At 43.8% G+C, this 26,952-nt stretch carries 32 protein-coding genes, 2 tRNA genes and 1 pseudogene; 16 read left to right on the top strand and 19 right to left on the bottom strand.

Translation table 11 applies throughout. The features are described 5' to 3' along the window. On the bottom strand, nucleotides 1-308 hold a 308-nt coding region (locus tag GBV73_RS05160), incomplete at its 3' end, for a hypothetical protein (RefSeq protein ID WP_152878644.1). 58 nt (nucleotides 309-366) lie between these two features. Between GBV73_RS05160 and GBV73_RS05155 the strand changes: the two genes are divergently transcribed. Continuing rightward, nucleotides 367-444: transfer RNA gene (locus GBV73_RS05155), tRNA-Gly, on the top strand. A 63-nt stretch (nucleotides 445-507) separates the two neighbouring features. Here the strand turns inward: GBV73_RS05155 and GBV73_RS05150 are convergent. From GBV73_RS05150 to GBV73_RS05130, 5 genes are all read right to left on the bottom strand, one after another. Continuing rightward, nucleotides 508-2,160, bottom strand: a complete 1,653-nt coding sequence (locus GBV73_RS05150) for a PQQ-binding-like beta-propeller repeat protein (RefSeq protein ID WP_152879813.1) — start codon at nucleotides 2,158-2,160, stop codon at nucleotides 508-510. A 195-nt stretch (nucleotides 2,161-2,355) separates the two neighbouring features. After that, nucleotides 2,356-3,156, bottom strand: a complete 801-nt coding sequence (gene mtnP, locus GBV73_RS05145) for an S-methyl-5'-thioadenosine phosphorylase (RefSeq protein ID WP_042696899.1) — start codon at nucleotides 3,154-3,156, stop codon at nucleotides 2,356-2,358. A gap of 39 nt (nucleotides 3,157-3,195) precedes the next feature. Continuing rightward, a complete protein-coding gene (locus GBV73_RS05140) occupies nucleotides 3,196-4,242 on the bottom strand; it encodes a lipopolysaccharide assembly protein LapB (RefSeq protein WP_152879811.1) in 1,047 nt (348 codons plus the stop codon). A 106-nt stretch (nucleotides 4,243-4,348) separates the two neighbouring features. Next, a complete protein-coding gene (locus tag GBV73_RS05135; RefSeq protein ID WP_042696904.1) occupies nucleotides 4,349-4,558 on the bottom strand; it encodes a hypothetical protein in 210 nt (69 codons plus the stop codon). Nucleotides 4,559-4,640: 82 nt separating this feature from the next. Beyond that, nucleotides 4,641-5,486: a damage-control phosphatase gene (locus tag GBV73_RS05130; RefSeq protein ID WP_152879809.1), complete on the bottom strand. Its 846-nt coding sequence runs from the start codon at nucleotides 5,484-5,486 to the stop codon at nucleotides 4,641-4,643. Nucleotides 5,487-5,553: 67 nt separating this feature from the next. Between GBV73_RS05130 and GBV73_RS05125 the strand changes: the two genes are divergently transcribed. From GBV73_RS05125 to GBV73_RS05100, 6 genes are all read left to right on the top strand, one after another. After that, nucleotides 5,554-6,837, top strand: coding sequence for an MFS transporter (locus GBV73_RS05125; RefSeq protein ID WP_042696909.1), 1,284 nt, complete (start codon nucleotides 5,554-5,556; stop codon nucleotides 6,835-6,837). Between the two features lie 376 nt (nucleotides 6,838-7,213). After that, complete coding sequence (locus GBV73_RS05120) at nucleotides 7,214-8,560, top strand: signal recognition particle protein Srp54 (protein ID WP_152879807.1); 1,347 nt, start codon at nucleotides 7,214-7,216, stop codon at nucleotides 8,558-8,560. Next, a complete protein-coding gene (locus GBV73_RS05115; RefSeq protein WP_152879805.1) occupies nucleotides 8,557-8,796 on the top strand; it encodes an Lrp/AsnC family transcriptional regulator in 240 nt (79 codons plus the stop codon). Before GBV73_RS05120 ends, GBV73_RS05115 begins: the two co-directional genes overlap by 4 nt. Nucleotides 8,797-8,808: 12 nt before the next feature. Then, on the top strand, nucleotides 8,809-9,330 hold the full coding sequence (locus GBV73_RS05110) for a YkgJ family cysteine cluster protein (RefSeq protein ID WP_371717017.1): 522 nt from the start codon (nucleotides 8,809-8,811) through the stop codon (nucleotides 9,328-9,330). Nucleotides 9,331-9,395: 65 nt separating this feature from the next. Further along, on the top strand, nucleotides 9,396-10,109 hold the full coding sequence (locus GBV73_RS05105; RefSeq protein WP_152879803.1) for a phosphoribosyltransferase family protein: 714 nt from the start codon (nucleotides 9,396-9,398) through the stop codon (nucleotides 10,107-10,109). A gap of 28 nt (nucleotides 10,110-10,137) precedes the next feature. Continuing rightward, nucleotides 10,138-10,482, top strand: coding sequence for a hypothetical protein (locus GBV73_RS05100; RefSeq protein ID WP_152879801.1), 345 nt, complete (start codon nucleotides 10,138-10,140; stop codon nucleotides 10,480-10,482). On the opposite strand, the gene GBV73_RS05095 is transcribed toward GBV73_RS05100, so the two are convergent. After that, on the bottom strand, nucleotides 10,471-10,917 hold the full coding sequence (locus tag GBV73_RS05095) for an Lrp/AsnC family transcriptional regulator (protein ID WP_048874713.1): 447 nt from the start codon (nucleotides 10,915-10,917) through the stop codon (nucleotides 10,471-10,473). The two genes, GBV73_RS05100 and GBV73_RS05095, sit on opposite strands and share 12 nt — an antisense overlap. Before the next feature lie 111 nt (nucleotides 10,918-11,028). Between GBV73_RS05095 and GBV73_RS05090 the strand changes: the two genes are divergently transcribed. Then, nucleotides 11,029-11,106: transfer RNA gene (locus GBV73_RS05090), tRNA-Arg, on the top strand. A 246-nt stretch (nucleotides 11,107-11,352) separates the two neighbouring features. On the opposite strand, the gene GBV73_RS05085 is transcribed toward GBV73_RS05090, so the two are convergent. Next, a complete protein-coding gene (locus tag GBV73_RS05085; RefSeq protein ID WP_152879798.1) occupies nucleotides 11,353-12,117 on the bottom strand; it encodes a DUF835 domain-containing protein in 765 nt (254 codons plus the stop codon). Between the two features lie 387 nt (nucleotides 12,118-12,504). Here GBV73_RS05085 and GBV73_RS05080 point away from each other — a divergent pair, with 387 nt between their 5' ends. Beyond that, nucleotides 12,505-12,708 (top strand): MoaD/ThiS family protein, encoded by a 204-nt coding sequence (locus tag GBV73_RS05080; protein WP_225807864.1) that lies wholly within the window; start codon nucleotides 12,505-12,507, stop codon nucleotides 12,706-12,708. Nucleotides 12,709-12,722: 14 nt separating this feature from the next. Here GBV73_RS05080 and GBV73_RS05075 read toward each other — a convergent pair whose 3' ends face one another. The 4 genes from GBV73_RS05075 to dapA form a co-directional block, all read right to left on the bottom strand. Then, nucleotides 12,723-13,916 (bottom strand): pyridoxal phosphate-dependent aminotransferase, encoded by a 1,194-nt coding sequence (locus tag GBV73_RS05075; protein ID WP_152879794.1) that lies wholly within the window; start codon nucleotides 13,914-13,916, stop codon nucleotides 12,723-12,725. Nucleotides 13,917-14,131: 215 nt separating this feature from the next. Further along, nucleotides 14,132-15,241, bottom strand: coding sequence for a hydrogenase formation protein HypD (gene hypD / locus GBV73_RS05070; RefSeq protein ID WP_152879792.1), 1,110 nt, complete (start codon nucleotides 15,239-15,241; stop codon nucleotides 14,132-14,134). A 2-nt stretch (nucleotides 15,242-15,243) separates the two neighbouring features. After that, nucleotides 15,244-15,468 (bottom strand): HypC/HybG/HupF family hydrogenase formation chaperone, encoded by a 225-nt coding sequence (locus GBV73_RS05065; RefSeq protein ID WP_152879790.1) that lies wholly within the window; start codon nucleotides 15,466-15,468, stop codon nucleotides 15,244-15,246. A gap of 78 nt (nucleotides 15,469-15,546) precedes the next feature. Further along, complete coding sequence (gene dapA / locus GBV73_RS05060) at nucleotides 15,547-16,428, bottom strand: 4-hydroxy-tetrahydrodipicolinate synthase (protein WP_253910301.1); 882 nt, start codon at nucleotides 16,426-16,428, stop codon at nucleotides 15,547-15,549. A 46-nt stretch (nucleotides 16,429-16,474) separates the two neighbouring features. On the opposite strand from dapA, the gene GBV73_RS05055 reads away from it, so the two are divergent. From GBV73_RS05055 to GBV73_RS05045, 3 genes are read left to right on the top strand one after another with little or no spacing between them, the layout of a single operon-like run. Next, nucleotides 16,475-17,329, top strand: coding sequence for a PfkB family carbohydrate kinase (locus tag GBV73_RS05055; RefSeq protein ID WP_152879788.1), 855 nt, complete (start codon nucleotides 16,475-16,477; stop codon nucleotides 17,327-17,329). A gap of 35 nt (nucleotides 17,330-17,364) precedes the next feature. Then, nucleotides 17,365-17,877: an NUDIX hydrolase gene (locus tag GBV73_RS05050; RefSeq protein ID WP_152879786.1), complete on the top strand. Its 513-nt coding sequence runs from the start codon at nucleotides 17,365-17,367 to the stop codon at nucleotides 17,875-17,877. Nucleotides 17,878-17,882: 5 nt separating this feature from the next. Further along, nucleotides 17,883-18,236 (top strand): Mth938-like domain-containing protein, encoded by a 354-nt coding sequence (locus GBV73_RS05045; protein WP_152879784.1) that lies wholly within the window; start codon nucleotides 17,883-17,885, stop codon nucleotides 18,234-18,236. Here the strand turns inward: GBV73_RS05045 and GBV73_RS05040 are convergent. Both GBV73_RS05040 and GBV73_RS05035 read right to left on the bottom strand, forming a co-directional pair. Then, entirely contained in the window at nucleotides 18,226-19,698 is a 1,473-nt protein-coding gene (locus GBV73_RS05040; RefSeq protein ID WP_152879782.1) for a hypothetical protein, read from the bottom strand. The two genes, GBV73_RS05045 and GBV73_RS05040, sit on opposite strands and share 11 nt — an antisense overlap. Nucleotides 19,699-19,706: 8 nt before the next feature. After that, entirely contained in the window at nucleotides 19,707-20,468 is a 762-nt protein-coding gene (locus GBV73_RS05035; protein ID WP_152879779.1) for an ABC transporter ATP-binding protein, read from the bottom strand. Between the two features lie 84 nt (nucleotides 20,469-20,552). On the opposite strand from GBV73_RS05035, the gene GBV73_RS05030 reads away from it, so the two are divergent. Continuing rightward, entirely contained in the window at nucleotides 20,553-22,067 is a 1,515-nt protein-coding gene (locus GBV73_RS05030; RefSeq protein WP_152879777.1) for a dihydropteroate synthase-like protein, read from the top strand. Between the two features lie 98 nt (nucleotides 22,068-22,165). Here GBV73_RS05030 and GBV73_RS05025 read toward each other — a convergent pair whose 3' ends face one another. From GBV73_RS05025 to GBV73_RS05010, 4 genes are read right to left on the bottom strand one after another with little or no spacing between them, the layout of a single operon-like run. Next, nucleotides 22,166-22,453: a DUF3216 domain-containing protein gene (locus GBV73_RS05025; RefSeq protein WP_152879775.1), complete on the bottom strand. Its 288-nt coding sequence runs from the start codon at nucleotides 22,451-22,453 to the stop codon at nucleotides 22,166-22,168. Nucleotides 22,454-22,458: 5 nt separating this feature from the next. After that, nucleotides 22,459-23,220, bottom strand: a complete 762-nt coding sequence (locus tag GBV73_RS05020; protein WP_152879773.1) for a YchF/TatD family DNA exonuclease — start codon at nucleotides 23,218-23,220, stop codon at nucleotides 22,459-22,461. Nucleotides 23,221-23,264: 44 nt separating this feature from the next. Further along, nucleotides 23,265-23,528 (bottom strand): DUF504 domain-containing protein, encoded by a 264-nt coding sequence (locus GBV73_RS05015; RefSeq protein ID WP_225807515.1) that lies wholly within the window; start codon nucleotides 23,526-23,528, stop codon nucleotides 23,265-23,267. Continuing rightward, a complete protein-coding gene (locus tag GBV73_RS05010) occupies nucleotides 23,525-24,214 on the bottom strand; it encodes an MBL fold metallo-hydrolase (protein WP_152879771.1) in 690 nt (229 codons plus the stop codon). The genes GBV73_RS05015 and GBV73_RS05010 overlap by 4 nt, the downstream gene beginning before the upstream one ends. Nucleotides 24,215-24,392: 178 nt before the next feature. Here GBV73_RS05010 and GBV73_RS05005 point away from each other — a divergent pair, with 178 nt between their 5' ends. Together GBV73_RS05005 and GBV73_RS05000 are read left to right on the top strand one after the other, a co-directional pair. Beyond that, entirely contained in the window at nucleotides 24,393-25,445 is a 1,053-nt protein-coding gene (locus GBV73_RS05005) for a M20/M25/M40 family metallo-hydrolase (RefSeq protein ID WP_152879769.1), read from the top strand. Between the two features lie 2 nt (nucleotides 25,446-25,447). After that, nucleotides 25,448-26,380 carry an alpha/beta fold hydrolase gene (locus GBV73_RS05000; RefSeq protein ID WP_172967202.1) on the top strand — a complete coding sequence of 311 codons (933 nt, stop codon included), beginning with the start codon at nucleotides 25,448-25,450 and terminating at the stop codon, nucleotides 26,378-26,380. On the opposite strand, the pseudogene GBV73_RS04995 reads toward GBV73_RS05000, so the two are convergent. Next, nucleotides 26,381-26,638: pseudogene (locus tag GBV73_RS04995) on the bottom strand (hypothetical protein); the annotation flags it as partial. A gap of 6 nt (nucleotides 26,639-26,644) precedes the next feature. On the opposite strand from GBV73_RS04995, the gene GBV73_RS04990 reads away from it, so the two are divergent. Then, the coding region (locus tag GBV73_RS04990; RefSeq protein ID WP_152878814.1) for a hypothetical protein at nucleotides 26,645-26,952 on the top strand (308 nt) is incomplete at its 3' end.

Here is a 26,952-nt window from a genome sequence, read left to right as displayed (position 1 = left end):
TTCTCCCAGTTGTGGAGGGTTGAGTAGTGAATGTTTGCTCCGAAGAATTTTCTGCCGTAGTGCTGGGCGTCTCTGAGGGGTAGGTTGTAGTATTGTTTAAAGAGGAGTATTGCCAGTATTGTTTTTACTGGAAATTTTTTGGATTTTGGCAGGTTCTTCAGCTTTCCTTCTGATTCGAAGTCTGCTAAAACGTCAAGAATTGCGAATGCCACGCTTTCAGGGTCTTTGAGTCTGTGATCCCATCTGGGGATCACGACAACCACCTGAAAGAATTCAGCAAAAACCCTAATAAAGGTTACTATAAACACGCCCCATTAAGGCGAAAAATTTATAAAGCGTCTGCAAGTGATTATCTACCGGGCTTGTGCGGTGGTAGTCTAGCCTGGCCCAGGACAGCGGCCTGCCACGCCGCGGGCCCGGGTTCAAATCCCGGCCACCGCACCACAATTTGTTCTTAAAGTTCTTTTGATGACCAAAACCCAAACTTCTAAAAACATAAAAAAAGAATCAGTGAGGCTGCAACTCAGTTATTGCATCCTTTAGAAGCTCTATTGCTTCCAGTTCCATTAGAAGTGCTCTCCTGATGCTGTAGAGTTTTGGTATTCCGAATTTCATTTTTCTAAGTACCTCTTCTAGAGTGTTGCACCTCCAGGCGTCCAGAATTAAGCTGGTGGCATTATTATGAAGCCCCAACGAAGTTTCTAAAGTTTCGTTATCAACACCCAGCGAAACTGCCCTCTCATATAGCTCATCAAATATGTCATGATACATGAGGAACCGCTCAGTCCATACACGGGCAATTAAAAGATAGGGATTCTCTTGGGGTTCTCTTTCTCTGATAGGGATAAATTCGGATCCGGGTGGTTTTATTGCCATCAACAGTATGCTGTCTACATAATCTCCCGCTGACCATCCTGCTGCTATGAGATTACCATTCGGCGCAATATCGATCGAGTGGATAACCTCTGTATGACCTTCATCGTATGCGTAATTCCACTTCACATTCCCCAAGCTATCCAAAACTAGAACCCATGCATCTCCTTCCGGTTTACCGAAGCTTTTAGTGAAGCCCGCAACTGCAATGTCACCGTTGGAGAGAGCCCTTACAGCATAGGCAAAGTCCATTGATTCTCCCCCAAATTGTTTTTCCCATTTTAGAGTTCCGCTACTAGATACTCTGACAATCCAAATATCTTCTAATGCATTTTCACTTTCTCCAGTTTGACCAACGACTATAATGTCTCCATTAGAAGCCGTAGAAACTGCATTGGCAACATCTAAGCTGTTTTTGTTGTAAGTATTTTGCCAGATCAGGTTACCATTCTCATCAAGCCTTAGAACCAAAAAATCCTTGGAATAATAGCTTCCTGATTCCCCCACCACTATAAGATCTCCGTTTGAAGCAATCGAAACTTCGTGAGCCACGTCATCCCCGTTCACATCAAAGGTCTTTTCCCACTTTACCGTGGCATTTTCATTGAGTCTAAGAGCCCATACGTCATTACCAGGGGATTCTCCTCCATCTCCTAGGTACTTCCCGTTTTCTCCACCTTCTGAAGACCCTCCGTATTTACTACCTACAACTATAACGTCTCCATTGGAAGCGATGGCAGCCCCATAGATAACCTCTGAGGAGCCCACGTAATAGGCACTATGCCATTTTTCGTTGCCTTCACTGTCAAATCTGGATATTGTTAGATGACTTGGAGAAAGAAATCCAAATGCATATCCTGCTGCTATAATATCGCCATTCGAAAGAACCTTAACAGCATAACCTATGTGACTGTAATTTAATGTTTGGTTCCACTTAAGAGTGCCATTCTCGTCGGTTTTGAAGATCAAGAACCTCTGGAAAAATGCAGAAAAGTACGTATGTCCCACCACTACTATATCACCATTTGAGGCAACATCAATGCCCCCTACGCCTTCAGAGAGCCAGAAATTATGGGTCTTATGCCAGAGGAGCTCATAATCCGTTGCCGCACTCACTTGTGGTATTCCAAAAAACATCCCAAGTAATAATACCAAAAAGAACGGGACCCCCAATTTTTCCAGCGTTTTCTTCATCTCGAGACCCTCCATCATCTCGACTGACATTATTAACAATACCACCACCAACCTCAAAGAAAAGAGCTGACGGCAGTATGTTAATAATATCATTTATATTTATGGAGTTATTGGTATAAAAACATTTGTTTTTGTCCAAGACAATATTTACAAATTTCTAGTGTGGGCAGTAGAAAAATTCCTCCACCGAGAATAGAAACAGTGTATCTTCAAAATAATAACTTAGAAGTTATACCTTCCAAGAAATTACCAGAAGCAAACTTAAGTTGAAAAGATAGAAGAAGATAATCACCCAGTGGCACCTTTTAAAGCGTCTTTGCACGCACATCTCCTGATCTTTGGAATGTACTCCACAGATTTCATTAAAAGGAGCTTAATTTCCTCGCTTTTTTGCTGCATGAGTTCCACAACTTCCGAATGGGTGAGCTTGGTCTTGCTTATGCCAGCGGCATAGTTGGTCACAATGGCAACACTCGCATAGCACATCTCAAGCTCCCTTGCCAAGATTGCCTCAGGAGATTGAGTCATCCCTACCACATCAGCACCGAGGATTTTCAACGCTCTAATCTCCGCCCTTGTTTCAAATCTGGGCCCTTCCATTGCAGCGTAAGTCCCTCTCGGGTGATAGCTGAAGCCTAACTCTTTGGCTGCTCTTATTAAAGCATCTCTAAGCTCTGGACAGTAGGGGTCGGTGAAATCAACATGAGCAACGAACTTCCTTTCATGGGGTGAATCTTCTCCATCATAGAAAGTATAAACCCGGTTTTTTGTAAAATCAATGAGCTGGTCAAGTATAACGAAATCCCCCGGCTTCATGGCTTCGTTTAGGGATCCAACTGCAGAAGTTGCGAGTATCCTCTCGACGCCGAGCTCATGCAACCCCCATATGTTGGCGCGGTAGTTTATCTTGTGCGGTGGAACGCTATGCTTTTCTCCGTGCCTTGCCAGAAAGGCTATTTCTTCGCCCTTATACGTCCCAATTTTCACCTTAATGTCCCCATAGGGGGTTTCAACTCTTTTCTCTCTTATGTTTTCCAAGAGCTTTGGATCGTAAACTCCAGAGCCACCTATTATTGCTATCCTTACCACAAGCATCACCGGAAAAAGTTGGAAGAAAAGAATTTAAAGCTAATGTCCCTGCTTGGATTCCTCTTCCGCTGTAAGTTTTAGAATCTTAATCAGTATCTCCGCCAAAAGCCGTGAGTTCCATTTTAAATCTCTAACGTGTTCTACCGTTTCTATGGCCCGATCCAGGTCGTTCTCCTTTAGGTAACCCAAAGCAATTTCTCCAAATGCCAAGGAGCGTAAATAGTCATTCTGCATTCTGTTTGCATATTTTAGGGCATTTTCTTTTTCTCCGACCCTTGTTAAAAATGCCACTACCTTTACCTGCACGCTCTCATCAGGTATTCTCTCCGCAATCCTCTCCACCAGCTCGATGTATTCTCTCGTCGGAGATTTTATTAAAATGTCCAGCAGTTTCTTTGCAGCGATTACTAATTCTTCCCCTCTCAGGAGTTCAAAGAACTTTGAAACATGCTCGGGAGACTCAACAAGCTCTTCCACAATCTCGCTGATGAACCTCTCTCTGTTTTCCTCGATCGTGTTAAAGATGTCCAGGGCATTTGTGATTTCTCCGCTCTTAATGTGATATTTTATTATCTCTGATTTCGCCATTGAGCTCCAGGGTTCTTCAAGCAACTCTTTTGAGACTTTAATTGCCTTAGCAAGCTGACCTTCGGACAGATATCCTTTGATGATTGGAATAAGCATGCTATTTCTCACTTTATCGTCTTTGATTTTCATCGCATAAGAAACAGCTAAATCGTAGAGCTTGAGTTTTAACGCAGCTTCTACCATCTTTTCCAGCGCACTATTCCGTGTTTTAGAAGGCATGCGCTCGACTAGTTCGAGAACCCTGTCAAAAACTCCTATAGCAATGGCTTTGTTTGTTTCCCCCAAATAAGTGGCAATTTGAATAAGCAGAAAAGTAAGTTCAGCAGCATCTTCAATTTCCTCTGCAGTCTCTAGGGCTTTTCTAAAGGCATCTTTGTACTTTTTGTTGCCCATGCGAAAAAGTTCGACTCCGATATTAGCGTATGTAAGTGCCCTAATTTTTGGATCCGCTATTATCCCGACGAGATCAAAAATATCATTAATCACGGCATCTTTCATTGTTCCTCATCATAGAAAATTGGACAAAGAAATATTTAACCGTTTTGACGATTTTTATTTTACAGCCATAAAACAAAAGACGGAAAGAAATTCGTCAAAAAACGAACTAGCTAAGTTCGTCATAAACTACACTAACAACCTCGCCATCATCTAATGACACGAAGCTAACCTTCATTTTTTTGCCAGTTTTAGGATCCACTACAACAAAATCAGGCTTCTTAAGGTACTCGCTTGAAGGAACGCGCCAGACATCGTCGTAATGAAGTTTTAGTTCTTTCATGAACTTCTTTAAATCCTTTTTAATTATCGTTGACATAGACATCACCACTATATTATACAACTTCAAAGTATAAAAGCCTTTCTAATCGATGCTTGTCAAGGATAGTATCGTCAGATGTCTATATGCACACCATGCTTCCGTGAGGAACCCCCAATTCCCTTGCTACCGGGCGGCACTTCGCCTTCAGAAGATAAAAGACGCGCTTATCGTTAATTTCACTGAGGGTCTCAAAGTTCCCCTGTCCTTTTGCAATAATGACGTCGGCTTTTTCAAAAATCCCCATAAATTCTTCTGAGACCTCTCCAAATGGAACACCCACAATCCTAGAACCCGTTGAAATTATCGTCCCGATTTCATCGAGTTTAGCCGCTTTTAAATCTTCTACTGTGGCATCGTTTATTATCGGAGCTTCCTTTCCGGCAATGTAGATTTTCAGGTGAGGAAAAGCTTCTTGAACCTTTCTCAAGAATAGCCTGTCAAAGTATATCTCCCCGCAGTTGTCGGTAAGGTACAGCAAGACCTTGGCGTTTCCAAGTTTTTCAAAGAGCTCTTCAGAGCGGTCTATGTAGAGGTCTTCTTTAATGAGCCTCATTATATCTTCTTCAATCTTTTCTGGCGAGTATCCAACGGCAAAGTCGATTACGTTGCCTACTATCGCAAGCTTTAACGCCGTTTTAAGGTCAATTTTCATGATTTTCTCAATATCATTTAGAACTCTCTCCGCTAACCTATTGGAGGTCTCTTTGTAGGCTTTAAATGGGTCCTGAACTCTAAGGAACGCATAGAGATCAAAAAATATTTTGCTGGAAACTATAGCGGGTATTGAGTCTTCTTCAAACTTCCCCATAAGTTTTGCGCTGAAAACAGCAGCTTTCTTTCTTTTTGCTAGATCTTCGGTGCTCATTTCAATTATCCTCTGGCACTGATTCGCGATACAGGTAAAACATTCGTAGTGTATCTTCATACCTACCCCCCTCAAGGTTCGCAATAGGTTTAAAAAGCGTTAACCGAACATTTGTTCGGTGATGATCATGGAGGTCATAGACAAGGCAAAATTTGGAAGATTTCATTATATCCTCCTAGCAATTCTCGGAACGGTATGGGCATTTATAGCAGTAAATACTCTCTCTGTAAGCTTTGTAATTCCTTTGTTAAGCAAAGAACCTGCATTTCAGGGTAGCTTAAGCAAGCTCGGAGCCATGGGGTCCGCGGCATTATGGGGGATGCTCTTCGGAGCATGGTTCTTCGGAACAGTTGCCGATTATATAGGAAGGAAAAAAGCCCTAACCATTGCAGTTTCGCTGTTTGGATTGGGAAGCATCGCAAGTAGCTTTGCCAATAGCTTAAATCAGCTCATAGTCCTCAGGTTTATAGTAGGGCTTGGACTGGGAGGAGCTTTACCGGTTGCAAGCTCCTACTTTGCCGAATTCATGCCTGCAAAAGTTAGAGGTGCAATGATATCTATATTAGAAAGTTTCTGGGCGATTGGTACCATAATAGTAGGAATAGTTGCAATCCTCTTAAAAGCCAGCTGGAGAAGCATTCTCCTGTTTGGAGGAAGTGTATTGCTGTTGCTCCCGATAATACTCTGGATTCCGGAGTCCCCGAGGTTTTTGGCCCTTAAAGGAAAAACCGAAGAGGCTAATAGGATTGTAGAGCGGATATTCGGTAGAAAAGCGGAAATCAAGGTGCAAGAGGGTAAGCAAGTAAAGATAACGATAATCGAGCTCTGGACAAAATATGGCAGAATAACGCTAATGCTGTCAATTGCATGGTTCAGCATAGCCTTCGCTTACTACGGCTTCTTCATATGGCTTCCAAAGTTTCTGGCAACAACTTTGAATATAACCGTCTTTAAGAGCTTTCAGTACTTTCTAATAACCGCCACAGCCCAGTTACCAGGATACTGGAGCGCAGCTTATCTTCTCGAAAAAATAGGAAGGAAGAAAACGCTCTCCACTTATTTGTTGCTATCTGGCTTAGCGGGAGTCATGTTCTACCACTATGCAAGCTCAGGAAACGTTAATATGATACTCACAAGCGCGATTCTCTTCAGCTTTTTCAATCTTGGAGCATGGGGAGCTATATACGCCTACACTCCCGAACTTTATCCAACAGAAGTCAGAGGAACGGGAACAGGATGGGCAGGAGCAATGGGAAGAATCGGAGGGGGATTGGCCCCAATATTGGCCGGGAAAATTATGGAAACCTCAACTGCAGGAGCAGCAGTGCTTATAATGGCCGTGATCTCAATTATGGGAGCTTTGGATGTCCTTGTCCTCGGAAAAGAAACTAAAGGAGAGGAACTAGTATAACTGCTCAAGGAATGCAAGCTCCTCAACTATTGGCCTTCTTTTTCTTTTTTCGAGCTCCTTTGTGTAAAGATAATCATAAAGCCACAGTAGTATGTCCATTTCTCTCACCTCCTTTCTTTTTTAGGTTCTCGCTCGGATATTGCTAAATTAATTTCCTTTAAAAACATTTTCAGCCCTTTTTTAGCTATGGATGAGCAGTAAAATGCAAAACTCCTTGAAAAGGAGCCAGGTGATCGTTTTCAAAGTTTAATGTACATATATGATCAGTTAAAGCGACTTTCCAAGGGTTTCTTTTCCTAAATGAACTCATAAATACATAAATTGGAGAGCTAAGGATTATAAACCTAAGGACAGCTTTTTCATATGGTGGAGAAAAATGGTATTAGACAAGCTCGGTCAGTCACTCAATAACGCCTTAAGAAAGCTTGCGCGTGCAAGTACTGTTGATGAAGCTCTTGTGAGAGAGGTAGTTAGAGACATTCAGAGAGCCCTACTTACGAGTGACGTTAATGTACGTCTGGTTCTCGATCTTACCAAAAAAATTGAGAAGAGAGCCCTGGAAGAAAAGCCGCCGGCTGGAGTTTCTAAAAAGGAGCACATAATTAAGATAGTTTATGAAGAGCTGACAAACTTCCTGGGAAAAGAAGCAAAGCCAATAGAAATAAAAGAAAAGCCGACTGTTCTCCTAACCGTTGGTATTCAAGGATCAGGAAAAACAACAAGCATAGCAAAGCTTGCGAGGTATTTCCAAAAGCATGGATATAAGGTTGGCTTGGTATGTTCAGATACCTGGCGCCCTGGTGCTTATTTCCAGCTAAAGCAGCTGGTGGAGCCTTACGGTATTGAGGTTTTTGGAAATCCCGAAGAAAAAGATGCCGTGAAGCTTGCCAAAGAGGGAGTGGAGTACTTCAAAAAGAAGGGCGTTGATATTATCATAGTGGACTCCGCAGGAAGGCACAAGGAAGAGAAAGGACTCATAGAGGAAATGAAGCAGATAAGCGAGGCGATAAAGCCCCACGAGGTTATCCTCGTAATCGATGGAACTATTGGGCAGCAGGCGTATAATCAGGCGCTGGCCTTTAAGGAGGCAACTCCTATAGGGTCGATAATTGTAACCAAGCTAGACGGTTCAGCCAAAGGGGGAGGGGCTCTTTCCGCTGTTGTAGCAACTGGAGCCCCAATAAAGTTCATTGGTGTTGGTGAGAAGATAGATGACTTAGAACCTTTTGATCCAAAGCGCTTTGTTTCAAGGCTCTTAGGATTGGGGGACATTCAAGGGTTGCTGGAGAAGTTCGAGGAACTTAGCAAGGAGACTGAATTCAAAGAAGAAGACGTTGAGAAGTTCTTGAGAGGGAAGTTTAACCTCAAAGACATGTATGCTCAGTTAGAGGCTATGAGAAAAATGGGGCCACTCCAGCAGATACTGAAGATGATCCCGGGAATGGGTTATTCTATCCCAGACGAAGTAATTAAGGTGAGTGAAGAAAGACTGAAAAAATTCAAGGTAATTATGGATTCCATGACTGAAGAAGAGCTCGAAAATCCCGAGATAATAAACTACTCAAGGATCAAGAGAATAGCAAGGGGTTCTGGCACTAGCACAAAAGATGTAAAAGAACTGCTCAACCAGTATAAACAGATGAAAAAATTCTTTAAGGGTATGGACAAAAGAAAATTGGCTAAGATGGCCAAGAAGTTTAACTTTGGAGGGTTGGGCATATGATGGAGGCATTTATTTTAATTATTGTAAAGCCCGGAAATGAAGACCTGGTATATGAAAAGCTGAAGGACGTCCCCCAAGTGAAGGAGATATACAAAGTCTATGGAGAATACGACATAATCATAAGAGTCGAAGTTAATGACATTAAAGAGCTGGACAAATTCCACGATGAGGTTCTAAGAAAAATAAATGAGATAGAGATGACCGAAACACTAATAGCAAGCTCTTACGGGAGCTGAGGTGATAAAAAGGTGGAGAAGAGGTGGGTAGCGACAATAAATTTGGAAACCCTGCAGATTAAAAGCGATCCCTCTTTTAAATTTAAATGCCTCCAGTGTGCCAACTGCTGCATAAACCTTGAGATACCCCTCAGAGATGAGGATATAACAAGAATAGAGGATTTGGGATTTAACGCGTGGGAGTTCGTGGATTATGAGAAAATGTTCTACAGGGGAGATAAGTTTTTGGGATACGGACTTAAGAAAAGACCGTTTGACGATGGCTGTGTCTTCCTTGGGGAAAATGGAAAGTGCAAGATCTACTCCAAACGCCCATTGGCATGTAAGCTTTACCCCTTTATTCTAATCAAGCACGGACTCGTTATCGAGGTGTACGTAAAGGAAGATCCGTTCTGTAAGGGGGTTAATCATCCAGATGGAGAGCATATAGATTTAGATTTTGTCATGCGGTATTTTGGTGAGGTAATTTCGGAATACCGGCAGAAAATGGGAATCTCCAATCACCAGAATAAACCAGCAAATCTTATAATTTGAGCATAAACCGAAACCTATTTATACATTTTCTTGTCAATATTATCCCACCAGCAGGAGGTGGGAGCTTGAGTCAGATAGAGGCAGTTAAAGAGAAACTCCGTGTCATCAGGATTTTAAGGCTCTTAAAAAAGAGCTATACATATGAAGAACTCTCAAGGATCACTGGGCTTCCAATAACGGTGCTCAACAGATACGTAAGGGGAAAAGTCCTTCCAAGCACACAGCGTGCCAAAGAGCTAATAAAGGTTCTCTCCCCATACGTAAACCTCGAGGAGGAAGTTAAGAGGAGGATAGTCTTTGATAAGCATGGACTGTTTGACAACTTGAAAATTCTAAGTGATACGGATCTGATGAGCCTTGTTGCAGAGAACGTTGCCTCAAGGTACATGGAGATGGACATAGACAAAATACTAACGGCGGCTACGGATGGAATCCCTCTGGCAATTCACATCGGAAACGAACTTGGGGTAGATGTCGTCTACGCAAAGAAGAAGAAAGAAGTTGGAGTGGAAAAGTTTTACGAGGTAAATTATGTCTCAAGCTCTTCAGGAAGCGTTATGACGCTGTACCTCCCTTCTTGGGCAATTAAAAAGGGAGAGAGGGTTTTAATAGTTGACGATGTTGTGAGGAGTGGAGAAACCCAAAGGGCTCTCATAGAGATGTGCAAGCAGGCAAATGCAACACCTGCAGGAATGTTCTTCCTTATAAGTGCCGGCAATGCAATAGACAGGATAAAAGAGGAATACAACATCCCCGTGGACGTTATGGTAAAGCTTTGACTTTTATTATTTATTTGGAGGACTTAATATGGAAAATTTGGAGAATGAAGACAGGTTTATGATATACAATGTGGCTGGAAAGAGCATAATGGTGGAGGCAAAGCTCGGGGAGGAGTTTGACTTTATCCGCAGTGAGAAGGAATGTGGAGAGAGATTGGAGCTACACGGCGTTATAAAGGTTGTACCCCCTCAAGAATATCGAAAAGTTCTAAAGGCAACGCTAAACGAAAATGAAGAGTTTCAGGTCATAGAAACTCTAAATCCAATTCCCCTGATATTTGAAGGCACGGTGAACGGAGAAAAAGTAAAGTTGCCCGCTGAAACTGTGCAAAACTTGGCGAAAAGATTTGTGAGGAATTTCCTAGACCTCTAGCGTTAAATCTTCCTTTACTATGTCCATTGCGACGTGGGTGTAAGTTTTTTCCACACCATCTATCCTCAAAAGCTTCTTGACAAACCTGTTCATATCCTCTCTTCCCCTGAATTTTGCGATGACTATTATATCGTATTCCCCCGTAACATCGTAAACACAAGCAACATGGGGATCTTTGGCTATTTCCCTCTCAATCTCAATTATCCTCTTTCCCTGAGCTTTAACCCCGATTATCGTCGTAAGGTCATAGCCAAGTTTAGCGTAATCTAATTTTGGAGCAAACCCTCGGATAATCCCCTCTTCTTCAAGCCTCTTTATTCTGTTATACACCGTTCCCACAGCAACTCCCACTTTTTTCGCTATCTCCCTATATGAAAGTCGGGCATCTTCCTGAAGAATAGAGATTATTTTTCTGTCCAGCTCATCCACCATCAGCCACACCAGAGAAAGTTTTGAAGGGAAGTTTAAATACCCTTTGATTTCCGTTAAACTATTTTGTTTAACAAAAGATTTATAAGCCAAAAATGGGCGATAAGAAACGGGAGTGGACCGGTAGCCTAGCCAGGATAGGGCATCGGCCTCCTAAGCCGAGGGTCCGGGGTTCAAATCCCCGCCGGTCCGCCATAAATTTGCTCTGTTCTGGAACTTTCTGATGCTATTATCAAGAACTCCTATTGAAATTACAAAAACCGTTGAAAGTGCTGTTCTCAGAAAAGAGAAAAAGTTATAAGAGCAGTATAGAGTTTGTCTCAGGTGTGATGGCCTTCATCACCCTTCAGTGCCGGGCCTCGACCATCATCGACGTGTATACATTCTCCAGCAAAGCTTAAAGAGTTTCGGGCTTTGGGTTTTCCCTGCTTCACCAGAGATTCATAACAGCATTCTCTTCAGAGTGTTTAACTCCTTCTCATCCCATGCTTTTTCATCGAGAACAACTATCAAAGCGCCCTCATAAGAAAGAACATAATCTCTGACTGACGCTATCATCTTTGCAACTGCTTTAAAGTCGTTATAAACCCTGAGAAATTCAAGACCCTCAAGCACAACAACACCTTTAACTCCTTTGTTCTTGGCTTCCGTGAGGTATCTAAAAACGAAGTCGGTTATTCTGTATAAATCCGTAGGATAAATGACGTTTTCTCCCTCAATCGTGCTGAATTTGTAAGTGGTCCATCCTTCTGGCGAATTCAGACCCCTCATGAATGCGAGCACTGGATAGTCTTTTAAGCTCTCTTTCAAGTTCTCAAATCCCTCCGGGGATTCCAGATGAACTCCTCTTAATTCTGGAGTTTCGATGGTGGCTTGGGGAATTGTTTTGAAAAACCTCTCGCTGAAAATAATCTTATAGTATGAGAAGAAAGCTAAAAATGAAAACGATAAGACTCCCAACGCAGCATAGGGAGAAAGTTCAGCAATTTCTCCACGAAATATGGGGTAAAGGGAAGTCATGAGAGACCCAAAGGCAAACAATAAACCCATAATAACTATATTCCTGCCGTGAGTTCTTTTAAGGGATTCGACAAAAACAAAGGTAGCAAAGAGTCCAAAAATCCCGCCAATGACAAAACCGTCTTCAGGCTCAGTTTCTATAATGCTCTCGGCAATGCCAAAAACCATTACGGTAAGGGGGATCAAGTAAAGGGTCCTGAGGCGTAAGATACTTATGTTTCCATGCTCCTCTTTTAAAACTCCAAGAATGCCCAGAATTAAAAATCCCTGGGATAACCTGCAAAAACGTTTGCCCAGTGTAGAGTAAAGAAAATACTAGATGTCACGGCTGCTATTGAAAAAAACCATGCGAGACCAAAAAATAGAGGAGATTTTCTTTTGCTTTTTAGAGATACATAGAGAAACAGTAATCCATTTAGGAAACCCACTGAACTAAAGCCGTAAACAAAAGTCTCAGTAATGTCCAATGTACCACCCCAAATTACTAAATAGCGTTTTAAACATATAAAAGTTATGCTTGTCCGTTTCGACAAAGTTAAAAAGCTCCGTGCTCATGATTCCCCGGTGATAGCAGTGATCAGGATTAAGGTTATTGGAAGGAAAATAGAAAAGGAGATAGAGTATCAAAAAGGCATGAAGGTCAAAGATGTTCTTAGAGAAGTGGGATTCAACACGGAAAGTGCCATAGCCAAAGTAAATGGAAAAGTAGCCCTGGAAGACGACCCAGTAAAGGATGGCGACTATGTAGAAGTAATCCCGGTTGTTTCGGGAGGTTAAAAAGAAAGGAAAAATCATCCAAGCCTTTCTTTCATAAACTTCTCCAGGTTGTCCATGGCTTCTTCTAACACTGGAACCGGAGCTAAGAATATTGAACGGAAGTGCATTTCGCCACCTTCGCCAAAGCCGGAGCCGTGGACAAAGAGCACATGGGCGTTGTGGAGGACATCAAGGACGAACTCTTTGTCGCTCTTCCATGGACCTTCCTCAATCTTGGGGAATATGTAGAACGCTCCCTGTGGCTTCTGGGTGCTTATTCCGGGCATCTCATTAAGGCGCTTGTAGATGTAGTCTCTTCTCTCTTTCAGCTTTGCCATGTATTCCTCGAGATAATCCATTGGGCCCCTAAGGCCAGCGATTGCCGCTTTTTGAGCCGGAGTGTTTGGACAGAGCCTCAATCTCGCGAGCTTCCCTATTGCCTCCCTAACTTCAGCAAGCTTATTCTCTGGATCCACGAAGTACATATAGCCCAATCTCCATCCCGTCGCAAAGTAAACCTTTGAGAGACCGTTCATGACTATTACGGGCACATCCTTTGTTAACGAGCCCGGAGAAACGTGCTTTCCTTCATAAGTCATAAGGTCGTAAATCTCATCGCTTATTACTGGCAGACCATACTCACCGGCGAGGTCTATTATCTCCTGAAGGGTCTTCTTTTCATAGAGGGCTCCAGTGGGGTTGTTTGGGTTTATAACAACTATTGCTTTCGTTTTTTCGGTTATCTTTTTCCTCATGTCATCTATATCAGGCTGCCAGCCCTCTTCTTCAATTGTCCTGTAAGCCTTAGGAACACCACCGTAGAACTTCACAAGCCCAACGTATGGCGGATAGCTCGGCCCGGGGATTAGTATCTCCTCGCCCCCATCAATAAGTGCCCCAAAAATGAACTGCAATGCCTCGGTAACGGCAGCTGTAACCTGGACATCCTCTGGAGTAATGTCCACGCCGTTCTTTTTCTTTTCCCTCTCCACGATAGCCTCCCTGAGCTCTCTTTCTCCCTCACTGTCACTGTAATAGTTGTGACCTTCCATTATTGCTTCGCAATATGCCTTTTTCATGTGTTCCGGTGGTTGAAAATCAAACTTTACCGGGTCACCTATGTTTAGCTTGATAATCTTTATTCCCTGCTTTTCAAGCTCCCTTGCGGGCAGAACAACATCTCTAATAGCATATTCAATACCCAATGCCCGTTTTGATGCCTTAATCATCAGCGACACCTCCGTAGGAATCAGAGAAATGTTGTTTTACAAGCATAAAAATTTTTCCTAGCATAGGGCTTCACGTTTTTGGGATAGCTTTAAAAGAAGGAAAGCGTAGCTACTTCAGGCGATGACGATTAGCAAGCATGCTGAGGAGTGATGACGTGAACACCCTCCGAGCCCTTTTCTAACCCTAGGCAATATCGGAAATAAAAATTGCAAAATCAAAAGAGCGCCCCGTACTTGTAGAATATCTGGCAGGTTCCTTCATAGGAGACCATACACGGCCCAACCGGGTTTCTTGGAGTACACTTCTTTCCAAAGAGGGGACATTGCGTTGGCAACGCCAGTCCCCTAAGCACTGCCCCGCATATGCATCCCTTCTCCAGATCGGGCAGCTCTGGAGGCTTTACCCTGTAAAATGTTCTTACTTCATAATCCTTATACTCTTTTTTGAGCTCCAACCCACTTTTTGGTATTACACCCAAAGCTCTCCACTTTGCATCAACGACATCAAAGAGAGCCTCTATCGTTCTCTGAGCCTCAACGTTGCCCTCGTATTTCACAACCCTCGTGTACTGGTTTTCTATTTTTGCCTCTCCCTTTCTTATCATTCTCAAGAGCATGAATATTCCCATGAGAAAATCAACCGGCTCAAATCCCGCAACTACCTGGGGAACTCCATATTCTTTTGTTATGTACTCCCATCCTTTCACGCCGATTATTGTCGAAACGTGTCCAGGGTCTATAAGCCCATCAAAAACCGTCCCTTGTTTAATCAACGCCTCAACCGCTGGAGGAGTTAAGCGGTGAACTGAATATATTTTGAAGTTCTCTATTCTCTTCTCTATAACCTCCTTTAGTATGCCCGCAGCGGGAGCAGTTGTGGTTTCAAACCCCGGAGAAAAATGAACCACCAGCTTGTCCTTCTCTTTAAGTGCTATCTTATAGGAATCGTAAATCGAGTAAACAACTCTAACATCAAACCCCTCACTTTTCAGATCGGCAAAGCTTCCCACTGCTGTGGGGATTTTATACATGTCCCCAAAGGTCGTGAGGATTATCTCCTCTCCCTCTTCTTTCGCTTTGCGCATTATCTCCATCATTGCCGCAATGTCCTCTGCAGGAGTTATACAGACGGGACATCCGGGACCGCTCATAACTTTAACGTTTTCGGGAAGAAGAGACCTTATTCCACTCCTCGTCACGGTGTCTTCATGAGTACCACAAACGTGCATCAGCTTTACTTCCCTGCCTATTCTCTCCGCCTCTCGTTTTATCCCTTGGAGGATCTTCTGAGCTAACTCTCTATCCTGAAAAATCGAGAGTTCCATGTTCACTCCTCCACGAGTTTCATGACCTCTTCCCAGGCTTTCAAACTCTCAAGGGCAGCTTTTTCATCCAGTTTTTCAATGGCAAATCCCGTGTGAACTATAACGTAATCGCCAACTTTAACATCCTTAACAAAGTCTATGCGTGCTTCTCTCCTAATCCCGCCAAAATCAACTATTGCGACGTTATCTTTAATTTCAACTACCTTAGCAGGCATTGCCAAACACATTTTTCCCCACCTAATAAAAACTACAGGAGGAGGTCTTTTAATTCTTTTTGAACCTAAGGTTGCTCACGGATTTGTGCATCACAAAAGACCTATCTCGACCAAAGTCCTCTCTATCTCCTCAAGGGCTTTTTCGTCAAGAGGCAAAGCCGGCATCCTTGGATAACCCACTTCAAAGCCGAGCATTCTCATAGCCTCTTTTATAGCACTTATCTGGTTGTACTTCTTGACAACAACCTCGTTGAGGTAGTTTATCATGAGCTGGAGCTTTCTTGCCCTTTCATGCCTTTTCTCAAGAAACGCATTGTAAAGCTCAACGCAAAGTCTCGGTGCGACGTTTGCAACCGCAACAACAGCTCCATGTGCTCCCAACATCCATGAGGGATACATAACATCGGCTGTTCCAGCCAAGATGCTTATCTTGTCCCCAACACGCCTTATGAGTTCTGTTATTCTTCCTATTGACCCGCTTGAGTCCTTTATCCCAACGATGTTGGAGTGCTCCTCCACAAGCTTCTCGACTACATCCAGATCTATGTTGATTGTGGTAAACTTTGGAACGTTGTAGAGCAAAATTGGAGCCTCTACCTCGTAGGCAATTCTGGAATAATGAGCGAAAAGCTCCCTTTTGTCGGGCTTGAAATAATATGGCGGAGCTATCAAGAGGGCATCCACTCCCATGTCCCAGGCTTCTTTTGCAAGTCTTATCGTTTCCTTGGTAGAGTTCTCCGCAACGCCGGCTATAACTGGAACCGGAGACTCATCCTTCACAATCTTAAGAACCCTGAGCTTTTCCTCAAAGCTCAAATAGGGGAATTCTCCATTGCTCCCTAAAGTCACCAGGCCGTTTAAACCAGCATCTGCAAAGTAATGGACGAGATCGCGCAACATTTCTTCATTTATCTCTTCTTCATCATCAAATGGGGTTATATGAGGAACAAAAACTCCTTCAAACATAGGCATCAATTTAAAAGGGGGCTTTACCTAATTAAACCTTGCGGTGAGAGGAATGAGATGTCTGGTGGTTGGACATTTAACCCACGACACCATAGTAAAAGATGGAAGGAAAACCGAGAGAATCGGCGGCGGGGCATATTATTCATCCCTTGCACTCTCAAAGTTCTGCGAAGTTGTGGTTCTAACCAAAGTAGGAAAGGACTTTCCAGTTGAGTGGCTTGAAGAGCTCGAATCTTACGGAATATCAACGATAATAATTCCCTCTGAAAAAAGCACAACTTATGAACTCCTCTATCTAGATGGAGAAAACAGACATCTTAAGCTCCTCTCCAAGGCCGATCCCTTCACCCTTGATGAAATCCCCCAAGAAAAGTTCGACATAATACTGTTCAATCCCGTTGCAAATGAGATTCCTCCAGAAGCGTTGAGCCTTGTAAAAGCCAAAAACGTCGCCACAGATGCCCAGGGGTTTATTAGGGACTTTGAAAACGGGAGAGTTGTGTTAAACGAGATAAACGGGGAGTTTTTAAAAAATGCTCATATTGTCCACGCAGATGCCAATGAGTTCCAGCACATAAAGAACTTAAATCCAGGCGATATTGACGTCCTTCTAATCTCAAACGGAGCCGAGCGGGGCGTAGCGTACTATAAAGGGGATAAATACATTTATTCTCCTCTTAAGATTGATGTTGTTGACCCCACCGGAGCTGGAGACGTTTTCCTGGCAAGCTTTGCATATTTCTACATGGACTGCCCATTTATTCAAGCCCTAAAGAGAGCGAATGCCTTTACGGCGACGTTTTTGGAGAGACGAACAATTGACTTCCCCATTGCTGAAGCCATGGAAAAGGCTAAATTTGTAAAAGTAGAAAAAGCAAACACCGATGAGGAAACGTCAGCACGCTGATGAATGATGAGAAGGGACTTAGCCGAGGTGAGACTATGGAGCGATACGTCCTCCTTCTAAAAGCCCCTAAGGGATACAACATAAATCCAATCAAGGAAGATATAGAAAAGCTCATACAAACCAAATATCCAGAGGTTAAGGCCGAGCTTCATAGGTGCATAGGCTTAACCGTAGACCTCGTAATACTGCACAAAGATGGCATAGTGCTCATAAAGAGGCGCAATGAGCCGTATAAGGGCTACTGGGCACTGCCGGGAGGATTTGTAGAGTATGGGGAGAGAGTAGAAGATGCTGCCATAAGGGAAGCAAAGGAGGAAACCGGGCTGGATATCGAGCTTTTAGACCTTATAGGTGTTTACAGCGATCCGAAGAGAGACCCGAGGGGACATACGGTTACAATAGCGTTCTTAGCCAAAGGGAGGGGAAAGCTGAAAGGAGGAGACGATGCGAGCGAGGCAAGAGCCTTCACTCTTGATGAGGTATTGAAACTAAAGCTTGCCTTTGACCACGAGAGGATTATAGAAGATGCATTCCGTGTTTTTAGGTGATTATAATGATAGACAAAGTTGAGTTTGGGAGAATAAGCGTGAATGGAAAAGAATACTCTCACGACATCGTTATCTACCCCTCGGGAAAAGTTGAAAGGCGCAAAAAGGGGATTTCAAAAGAAAAACACGGGACAAGCCACAAGCTCGACCCGGAGGAGCTGAAGGAGTACTTAAAAGAAGACTTCGAAGTTCTCGTCGTTGGAACGGGCATCTATGGAATGCTTTCACTCCTTCCAGAAAGCAAGAAGCTAATAGAGGGAAAAGAAGTAATCGAAAAGCCCACTCCTGAGGCGGCAAAAGTCTTCAAAGAGCTCAGGAAGAAGAGAAAAACACTGGGGATATTCCACATCACCTGCTGAGCCTTCCAAGGAGGAATGCCAGAGTTAAAGACGTCAAAAGGGCTATCAGTTCGCTTTCAATTACATTAGCGCCTACAAAAATCGGAAGGGCAATGATGCCGAAAACTATACCGACAATTATGAACATGAGGATTATCTGCGGCCATCTAAGCTCGGGAATACCAATCTCTTCTCCCTTATACCTGAAAAAATAAAGCATCGTTATGGAAGACGCTATAAACGGAAGGAAAAGAGCATAGGGCAATAAAACAAAAGCCTCTGAGCCATAAAAAACGCCAAGAGCTACCAAGGAAAGTCCCAAGAATGTCGGAATAAGGGCCATCGACATAACTTTTGCAATGACAAAGTCTCTCTTTTTTATGGGGAGAGTCCTGAGGAAGTCCAAATTCTTTCCCTCAACTTTGAGAACTGCATCAGCACCCGGAACGGAAAAAAGACCGATCATAAAAAGCACAGGCAAGAGATCTTCTAATCCCAATTCCCCCCTCTGAAGTGCAGATACAAGTGTTTGGAAAATTACGTAGATGGGGAAAAGAAAAGCTACAAGCATCGCCGGTTTTCTAGCGAATATCTTGAAATCTTTTAAAACCAAAGCTAAGATTTTGCCCCTTAGCGATGCCCTGAACTTTGAGATGCTGCGCCTTTCCGAAACCACAGGGGGTTCGAGAATCTTTTTCCATACTCCTTTGAGGGTTAGATGATACACGAGTCCAAAGATACTCAAATAAGCAAGAAAAAGTGCCATACTTCGCAGAGGGTCAAAGATAGAGGAGACGACAAAAGGATACGCAATAAAGTACTTTTCCACTATTCCAGCAACCTGTTCAGAGTGCTCCCTTATGTAGTACTGAAGGTAGTTCATCATCATGAACATGCCTATGAAGAGCAGGAACATCACGACCCGGGCAAAGCTCTTCAAAAAATGCCCTCTTCCTGCCCTTTGATGTATCCTGAGAGAGAAAAAGTTAACCAAGAGCAATCCAAGCGTGTGTCCCAAAAATAACCCTAGCAGCAGCCAGAGGACTGCAAGAAACCCCGATAAAGGATATTTCACCATAAGGAAGAGCGCACTTGGGAGGACTGTAGCTAAGGAAGGAGAAATTTCAAGAAGCAAAAGACCGCTGAGATATCTGGAGCCCATTTTTATTGGGAGGAGCTTTAAAGGCTCAAACAACCCCACCGAAAGAACATAGGAGGTCTGCACTGCAGTAACGTACATCGCGAATACGAATGGTATCAACGCAAGGGATACCATTAGAGAAGAAAGAACCAGCTTCTCATTGGTAAAAGCAAAGATAGACGCCATCAACAAGCCAAATGGAAGGAAACCAAGTACCTGAACTCCAATGCTCCTTTTCATTGCATTTTTAATTGCCTTTTGAAACTGTCTCTCATCGTTTGCTACCAGAGGGTTTCTCTTTGCTATCCGGTAATGAAGCTCGCGATAAAGGACTTCCAGCATAAAACCACCTATAAAGCCTCTTTCAGAGCCTGCAAAATATTTTCCACTTCTCCTTTGCTCTCCGTCAGCTTGAGGAAAATATCTTCCAAGTTTTCTTCATGAACTTTCTCTTTTAACTCCTCCATTGTTCCTTCCACAATAAGCTCTCCCTTATAGATAAGCCCAATCCTGTCACATATCATCTCTGCCAAGGGCAACACATGAGTGGAAAACACTATGCTCTTCCCCTCTTCCTTGAATTCGAGGAGAAGCTCCCTTAATATCCTAGCACTTTTAGGATCAAGGCCGTTCATGGCTTCATCAAGAACAAGAACCTGTGGGTCGTGAAGTAGGGCAGAGATGAGAGAAATTTTCTGCTGTGTGCCAAAGCTCAGCGTTCCGATAAACTGATCGAGGTACTCCTCAATCCCAAAGGCTTTGACAAGATAGTTAACCCTCTCCTCCAGCTTTTCTTTAGCAATTCCTCTAACACTCCCAACAAAATTAAAGAACTCTTCTGGCGTTAGGCTTTCATACAGAACAGGGGTTTCGGGCACAAATCCCACGACCTCTTTCACCTTTACGGGGTCTCTTAAAGGGTCAATGCCCGCTATACTTACACTTCCAGAAGTAGGTTTGAGTATACCAACCAGAATCTTCATTGTGGTCGATTTTCCACTTCCGTTGGGTCCTAGAAGCCCATAAATTTCGCCATCATTAACCCTAAAGCTTATCCCATTGAGCACTGTTTTCTCGCCAAACTTCTTAGTGAGATTTTTCACCACGATCATGGAACTGCCTCGATTAATTGAGAACCCCTGCTCTAATAAACCTTTTGAGAGAGATTTATAACCATGAAATGCAAAAATGATAACATGAAAATCTTACTCGTCACGGGAATCCTCGCAGAGCCTCTGGTTAGGAAGTATGGAAAAGGGTGCGATGTGGTCGTATGTCCGGTTAGTGTGGCTGCTTTTCTAACGCCGAAAATGATTGTAAACTGCTTAAAAAAAGCCCACATAAAGGATTACGACCTGATACTAATTCCCGGGCTTGTGAGAGGTTCTGCTCAGGAGATTGAAGATGCCCTAGGAATTCCCACGTTTAAAGGTCCAAGAAATGCCTATGACTTACCTCAAGTCCTTCAAGCACTCAAAAATGGGTTCAAGTTGAGCAAAGAAATTCCCGCTGATGACCTATTTGAGATAGATGCCCTCAAGAAAGTCGAGGACATTAAAAACAAGGCAAAAAACAAAAAATACATTGAAAAAGCCCTCAAGAGGCCTTATAACTTCCTTATAGGAAATCTGCCCGTCGGACTTGACTTTCCGCAGAGAATAATAGCCGAGATTGTAGATGCCCCAAAGCTCAGCTTTGAAGAGCTTTTCAATAAGGCTGTCTACTATATTAAGAGCGGAGCCGATATAGTTGATATAGGAATGGTCAGCGGAGAAGAAAACCTCGACTTCATCGAGAGCATTCCAGAGCTTAGAGAAGCCCTAAAAAACTCCGGTTATACGGTTCCGATAAGCTTCGATTCCCTAAACCCAAGAGAACTTGAAAAAGCCCTCGACTTCGCGGACTTATTTTTAAGCGTTGATGAAAGCAACCTAGAAGATATGGTGACTGAAAAGCCCGTCGTTTTGATCCCGACAAATCAGAAAAAAGGCTATTTCCCAACCAATCCCCGAGAGAGAGTTGAATTCTTAGAGCAGCTCAAAGAAAAAGCGCTTTCCTTGGGGTATAAGAGGGTTATTCCGGATTTGATTCTTGAGCATGTTCCTCACTTAGCCCGCTCCATCTCAGCCTTCCAGCTCTACAGAGAAAAGCACAAGGAAGATGTTCTCTTAGCTGGGGTCGGAAACGTTGTGGAGATGATAGACGCGGACAGCGTAGGGATTAACGCCCTATTGGCAGGAGTGGCAAAGGAACTGAACATCTCACTCCTCCTCACTACGGAAGTCAGCACGAAGTGCAGGGGGAGTGTCAAGGAGCTGAAGAGAGCTCTGGACATGATGATCTTTGAGGTTCCCAAAGACCTTGGCTTTGACCTATTACTCTTAAAGGAAAAAAGAAGCAAGGGAGTTACCTATACCGTGAAATCCCCAATCGTAAATGCCGAGGAAAAAGGCGTGGAGCTTGAGGATATCTACTTCAGGATCTTCCTTAAGGATGATAAGATATGGGCGATAGCACACAAGGGCACTAAACAGCTCCTAACAGTGGTTGGAGAAGAACCAAACGCAATAATTGACACAATCTTGGAACATTTCGAAATTTCACCCAGACACGCTTTTTACCTTGGGAGGGAGCTTGAGAAGGCAAAAACTGCACTCAAACTGAGGCGAAGCTACCTGCAAGAGGACGAGCTCTTCAAGGATTTCTACTGAGGAAAAAGCATTAAAATAGAATTGCCAGAATTCAGAGACGAGGGTGATGAAAGCTTACCCTGAGCCCTATTGGCAATGAGGAGTACAGCCAGGGCTGATCAGGGATTTTCAAAGAGCGGAACTCTTGGCTTCTTAAATTTCTCTTCCAGCTCCGCCCGTTTTGCCCTAACCTCCTCCAAAAGCTCACCTATTTTTTCGTTTTCATGCTTTCTTGAGAGACTTACCAGAATCCCCTCGATAAAGCCCAGTATGGAAACGTTTATGAAATCCTCCCCTTTTTTGCTTGAGAGCTCCTTCTGAAGGGATACAAAGGAATCAATAGCCTTAAGGAGATGCTCTTCATTAAGCTCCTTACACAATGCCTTAACCTTCTCGACTTCCTCCATAGGAATCACCTCAGATTCAGCTTAAAGAACCTAACAGCGTTTTTATGAGTTATTCTCTCTACCTCCTTAACAGGCATGTCCTTTATTTTAGCTATTTCCTCAATGGCGAACTTCACATAATACGGTTTATTTCTTTCGCCCTTGAAAGGACTCATGTAGGGGGCATCGGTCTCAACGAGAATGTTCTCAACGTCCAAAGCCTTTACGACCTCCCTCACTTCAGGAATGAAAGCCACTCCGGTGCTTATACCTATGAAATGCCCGTTCTCAGCGATCTCTTTAGCCGTTTCAACGTCTCCGGTATAGGAGTGGAAGTAGCCATGGAGACCTCTCCTCTGGACTGCCTCATAAACTTCTCTTTCAGCATCCCTCGCGTGAAGAACAACAGGCTTGCCAAGCTCAGCAGCGAACTCAAGGAAATGGCTGAATATCTCACGCTGGTTCTTTCGTTCTTCTTCCGTTTCGGCATAGTGGTAGTCAAGCCCAATCTCACCAACGGCAACGATTTCATCCCCATGCTCCATTATAAACCCCTCAACCCTCCTGACCTTCTCCCAGTTGCCCCTTCTCGCTTCGTTTGGGGCGAATCCTAAAGTTGGAAACATGAAGCCAAAATACGGCTTTAGGAGCTCCCAGCTTTTCCATACATGGAATTTCCGGTACTCGGTTATGGAATCCACTATGGCGTCAAGGTGTTTTTGGCTCTCTTCAACGATTGCAGGGATTTCCTTCTTGAACATCTCCACATGAGCATGAGCGTCTATCATTTCGGCACCCCCTTTATTTGAGCTTCATCCTCAAGCTCCTAAGCTCAAAATCTCACGTCATCCCCGAGTCCACTCTTCTTCCAGACAACCTTTCCGTCTTTTCTAACGACAGCCAGGATTCTATGGTAAGGAATCTGAGTATCTTCAATGAAAAAATAGCCATGACCAAGCTCTATGAGCTTAACTGGGATTTTCTTGACATTTCCATACGCGCCCCTATGCTCAATAACTATGTAGTAATCATCCTCATTCTCTCTCGGGTCATATTTAATTTTGGAGAGAACCTCCTTGACGAAGCCCTTTCTCACTCAAAAGCCCCCAAAACGTTTTTAATTATTTCAAAGTTCTCCTTCCAGTTTTTTATAAGCCCTCCATGCCCCGGCAAAGCGATGTAAACGTCCAGTGCTTCCAGCTTCTTCAGGCTTCTTACCAATTCTTCAAAACTCCCCGTGGGCAAATCCGTCCTTCCGACCGTGCCTTTAAATACGGTATCCCCTGTAAAAAGGACTTTTTCTTCTGGCTCGTAGAGGCAAATACTTCCCGCGGTGTGGCCTGGAGTGTGAATAACCACGAGCTCTTTCTTCCCAACCCTCAAAACGCTCCCGTCATCGAGCTTTAAGTCAACACTATGTGGCGTAAACCGTCTCCCGTAAGCGTATGAGAGAATAATGTAGTCGTTTCCCTTCTCAATAGCATCTGCCGTGTTACTGTGAGCGGCAAAAACAACATTGATGCCTCTCTGCTCCAGTAGCCCCCCAAATTTCTCATTACCACCAACGTGGTCAAAATGTTCATGGGTGTTTACAATCGTGACCTTTTCAAGTCCTTCAAGGTAGCCCTCTCTATCAAACACTTCAAAATACCTGTGCCAGTAAATCCCGGTTCCAGTGTCAATTATTACGCCCTCCCTTCCGTCACGAAATAAGTAGATGTTCGAATCGTACCCTATTCCCTTGAGCATTACCGTGTTTGGCGGGATTTCTACGGGAATCATTGTAATCACCTCAAAAAGGCTCGAGGGGGGACCGCGTCCTCATCTCGGGGGAGCAAGTCCCGTCAGGAGGGATGAATCTCTTCATCGCCTGAGACTTGATTATCTGGTTGGCAAATAAAGTTTTCCTTTCCACAGTATTTATTAAGCCAAAGTACCAACTTTTATTTAGGTGAACCAAATGAAAGCCGAGAGAGCGAAAGAGATTTTAGTTGAGCTTTTAAAAATACCCTCTCCGTCAGGGCAGGAAGATCGCCTTGCCTTGCACATAATGGAGTTCCTCCACAGATTGGATTATGATGTCCACATAGAGAGCGACGGGAAAGTAATTGATCTCGTTGTAAACCCTGAAGCCGAGCTCTTCTTTGAAGTTCATATGGATACGATAGACATAAGAGCAGAGCCTTTTGTCAGGGGAAACATCGTCTACGGAACCGGTGCGAGCGATGTTAAAGGCGGACTGGCAAGCGTCCTCCTAATGCTTGAGAGCCTCAAACGGGATAAGCAAGACCTCAACGTCGGTGTTGTATTCGTGAGTGACGAAGAAAAAGGAGGAATGGGATCTGCCCTGTTTATGGAGCGCTACAAACCAAAGATGGCAATAGTAATAGAACCAACAGACCTTGAAGTGCACATAGCCCATGCAGGAAACATAGAGGCTTACTTCGAAGTTGATGGTAAAGAAGCTCATGGAGCATGCCCTGAAAGCGGGATAAACGCCATAGACCAGGCTTACAAGATGATAGAAGAGCTCAAGGCCCTTGAACCCTTCAAGCAGAAGGGAAAGTACTTCGATGCCTACATAGGGCTGCAGGAGCTGATATGTGAGAACCCCTACTACCTAATTCCAGCCCTCTGCAAGGGAAGGTTTGAAGCGAGGCTCTTGCCTGACCAGGAAGTTGAGGACGTTCTGGACTTAATGGAACCCATCCTGGACGAATACACCCTCCGGTATGAGTACACGGAAATATGGGACGGCTATGAACTTGACGAGAGCGAAGAGATAGTGCAGCTGGCTAAAAAAGCCATGGAAGAAGTTGATCTGGAAGACTTCGGAGGAATGAGGAGCTGGACAGATGCCATTAACTTCATGTACAACGGAACAAAGACGATTGTTTTCGGCCCCGGAAACCTCGACATTTCCCACACAAAGGGCGAAAGAATAGATGTCAGAGACGTAGTCAAGGCAAGTGAGTTTTTGAGGAAGGTCAACGAGATCTACGGGAGGAGCTGAGTTTGAAAAGGGCACTCTACAAATTTTTCGGTGCCCTCTTTTTGCTCCTGATTATTCTCTATGCAATTCCAATTCCAAGCACCGGGCAGGACGTAGAGGGGTTATCACTTCCAGAGAGCAAATTCATTGAGGTATGTGGGCTAAAGGTTCATTACGTGGAAAAGCCCGGTGAGGGAAACCTGCTTCTTTTGCATGGCTTTGGTGCCAGTACGTTTTCTTGGAGATACCTGCTCGAAAGTGACTTGAGAGTTAGAGTGGTGGCATTTGATCGCCCAGGTTTCGGGCTCACGGAAAGAAAAAATCCGAAAGAATTGCCCTGTAACCCTTATTCTCCAGAAGGAGCTGCGGAATTGACCTTAGAACTAATGGACAAGCTTGGAATGGAAAAAGCCACTTTGGTGGGACATTCTGCCGGTGCCGGGATAGCCATTTTGGTGGCCATAAAAGCCCCAGAAAGAGTAGAAAAACTCGTCCTTGTATCCCCTGCATGGGGAGCAAGAAATCAGAGCACCCTTCAGAAGTTCGTATTTTCCCTTCCTTGGGCGGAAAAGTATTTCCCTCTGGTTCTTCGGCTTTCTGTTGGAAGACTTGAGAACATACTTGAAAATGCATGGTACAACAAGAGCAAGCTTACTGATGAAGTCCGGGAAGGATACAAAATGCCGCTAAAGGCTAAGGATTGGGACAAAGGTCTTTTCTGGGTAACCAAGTATAGCAGCTATCCAGATATAACCGAAGAACTCAAAAACCTGATGATTCCAACTTTAATAATCTACTGCAGGGAAGATGCAATAGTACCACTGGAAAGTGGCGAGAGACTACACAGTATTCTCCCAGACTCCCAGCTTGTTGTGATGGAAAAGTGCGGACATTTACCACATGAAGAAAAACCGGAAGAATTTTTGAAAATCTTAGAAGACTTTTTAGAGAGCTAACTACTCTTTCCAGAACTTTCTCGTCCTTATGTACCTTCTCTCAGCTTCCAAAAGAGCAACCAGAAGGGCTTCTCCTCTATATTGACTCAAAAGCCTGGCGGCAGTGTCCGCACCAACGCCATAGCTTGCCAGTGCCAAAACCGCATCAAAGCCATAAGCTTTTATTAAGTCGCTTGCCTTTATCAGCCTCCTATAGGCACTCTCCTCTTCTTTTTCGAGTTTCTCCCCTTTCTTGAGCTTCTTCAATGCAGAGACAAAAAGGGCGTGTTTATAGTAACCTTTATTAGGGTTTTTGCTGAATTCTTTCAGGTGGTTGCCGTGATCCCCAGATGGGATCACAGACTCAAAGACCCTGAAAGCGTGGCATTCACAATTCTTGACGTTTTAGCAGACTTCGAATCAGAAGGAAAGCTGAAGAACCTGCCAAAATCCAAAAAATTTCCAGTAAAAACAATACTGGCAATACTCCTCTTTAAACAATACTACAACCTACCCCTCAGAGACGCCCAGCACTACGGCAGAAAATTCTTCGGAGCAAACATTCACTACTCAACCCTCCACAACTGGGAGAA

The sequence above is a fragment of the Thermococcus sp. 101 C5 genome (assembly GCF_009372125.1).
GTDB lineage: Archaea > Methanobacteriota_B > Thermococci > Thermococcales > Thermococcaceae > Thermococcus_A > Thermococcus_A bergensis.
The sequence above is the reverse complement of the archived record's forward strand: the minus strand, read 5'-3'. Positions and strand labels throughout refer to the sequence as shown.

Excerpts from the sequence above, each read along its gene's own strand:
- GBV73_RS05045 (WP_152879784.1), top strand. The coding sequence starts at position 17,883 with ATGATAGACAAAGTTGAGTTTGGGAGAATAAGCGTGAATGGAAAAGAA.
- GBV73_RS05120 (WP_152879807.1), top strand. The coding sequence starts at position 7,214 with ATGGTATTAGACAAGCTCGGTCAGTCACTCAATAACGCCTTAAGAAAG.
- GBV73_RS05025 (WP_152879775.1), bottom strand. The coding sequence starts at position 22,453 with ATGGAGGAAGTCGAGAAGGTTAAGGCATTGTGTAAGGAGCTTAATGAA.
- GBV73_RS05050 (WP_152879786.1), top strand. The coding sequence starts at position 17,365 with ATGGAGCGATACGTCCTCCTTCTAAAAGCCCCTAAGGGATACAACATA.
- GBV73_RS05140 (WP_152879811.1), bottom strand. The coding sequence starts at position 4,242 with ATGAAAGATGCCGTGATTAATGATATTTTTGATCTCGTCGGGATAATA.
- GBV73_RS05100 (WP_152879801.1), top strand. The coding sequence starts at position 10,138 with ATGGAAAATTTGGAGAATGAAGACAGGTTTATGATATACAATGTGGCT.
- GBV73_RS05010 (WP_152879771.1), bottom strand. The coding sequence starts at position 24,214 with ATGATTCCCGTAGAAATCCCGCCAAACACGGTAATGCTCAAGGGAATA.
- GBV73_RS05065 (WP_152879790.1), bottom strand. The coding sequence starts at position 15,468 with ATGTGTTTGGCAATGCCTGCTAAGGTAGTTGAAATTAAAGATAACGTC.
- GBV73_RS05150 (WP_152879813.1), bottom strand. The coding sequence starts at position 2,160 with ATGATATTATTAACATACTGCCGTCAGCTCTTTTCTTTGAGGTTGGTG.
- GBV73_RS05020 (WP_152879773.1), bottom strand. The coding sequence starts at position 23,220 with ATGATAGACGCTCATGCTCATGTGGAGATGTTCAAGAAGGAAATCCCT.
- GBV73_RS05040 (WP_152879782.1), bottom strand. The coding sequence starts at position 19,698 with ATGCTGGAAGTCCTTTATCGCGAGCTTCATTACCGGATAGCAAAGAGA.
- GBV73_RS05005 (WP_152879769.1), top strand. The coding sequence starts at position 24,393 with ATGAAAGCCGAGAGAGCGAAAGAGATTTTAGTTGAGCTTTTAAAAATA.
- GBV73_RS05135 (WP_042696904.1), bottom strand. The coding sequence starts at position 4,558 with ATGTCAACGATAATTAAAAAGGATTTAAAGAAGTTCATGAAAGAACTA.
- GBV73_RS05125 (WP_042696909.1), top strand. The coding sequence starts at position 5,554 with ATGGAGGTCATAGACAAGGCAAAATTTGGAAGATTTCATTATATCCTC.
- GBV73_RS05130 (WP_152879809.1), bottom strand. The coding sequence starts at position 5,486 with ATGAAGATACACTACGAATGTTTTACCTGTATCGCGAATCAGTGCCAG.
- GBV73_RS05030 (WP_152879777.1), top strand. The coding sequence starts at position 20,553 with ATGAAAATCTTACTCGTCACGGGAATCCTCGCAGAGCCTCTGGTTAGG.
- dapA (WP_253910301.1), bottom strand. The coding sequence starts at position 16,428 with ATGCCTATGTTTGAAGGAGTTTTTGTTCCTCATATAACCCCATTTGAT.
- GBV73_RS05055 (WP_152879788.1), top strand. The coding sequence starts at position 16,475 with ATGAGATGTCTGGTGGTTGGACATTTAACCCACGACACCATAGTAAAA.
- GBV73_RS05035 (WP_152879779.1), bottom strand. The coding sequence starts at position 20,468 with ATGATCGTGGTGAAAAATCTCACTAAGAAGTTTGGCGAGAAAACAGTG.
- hypD (WP_152879792.1), bottom strand. The coding sequence starts at position 15,241 with ATGGAACTCTCGATTTTTCAGGATAGAGAGTTAGCTCAGAAGATCCTC.
- GBV73_RS05075 (WP_152879794.1), bottom strand. The coding sequence starts at position 13,916 with ATGATTAAGGCATCAAAACGGGCATTGGGTATTGAATATGCTATTAGA.
- GBV73_RS05115 (WP_152879805.1), top strand. The coding sequence starts at position 8,557 with ATGATGGAGGCATTTATTTTAATTATTGTAAAGCCCGGAAATGAAGAC.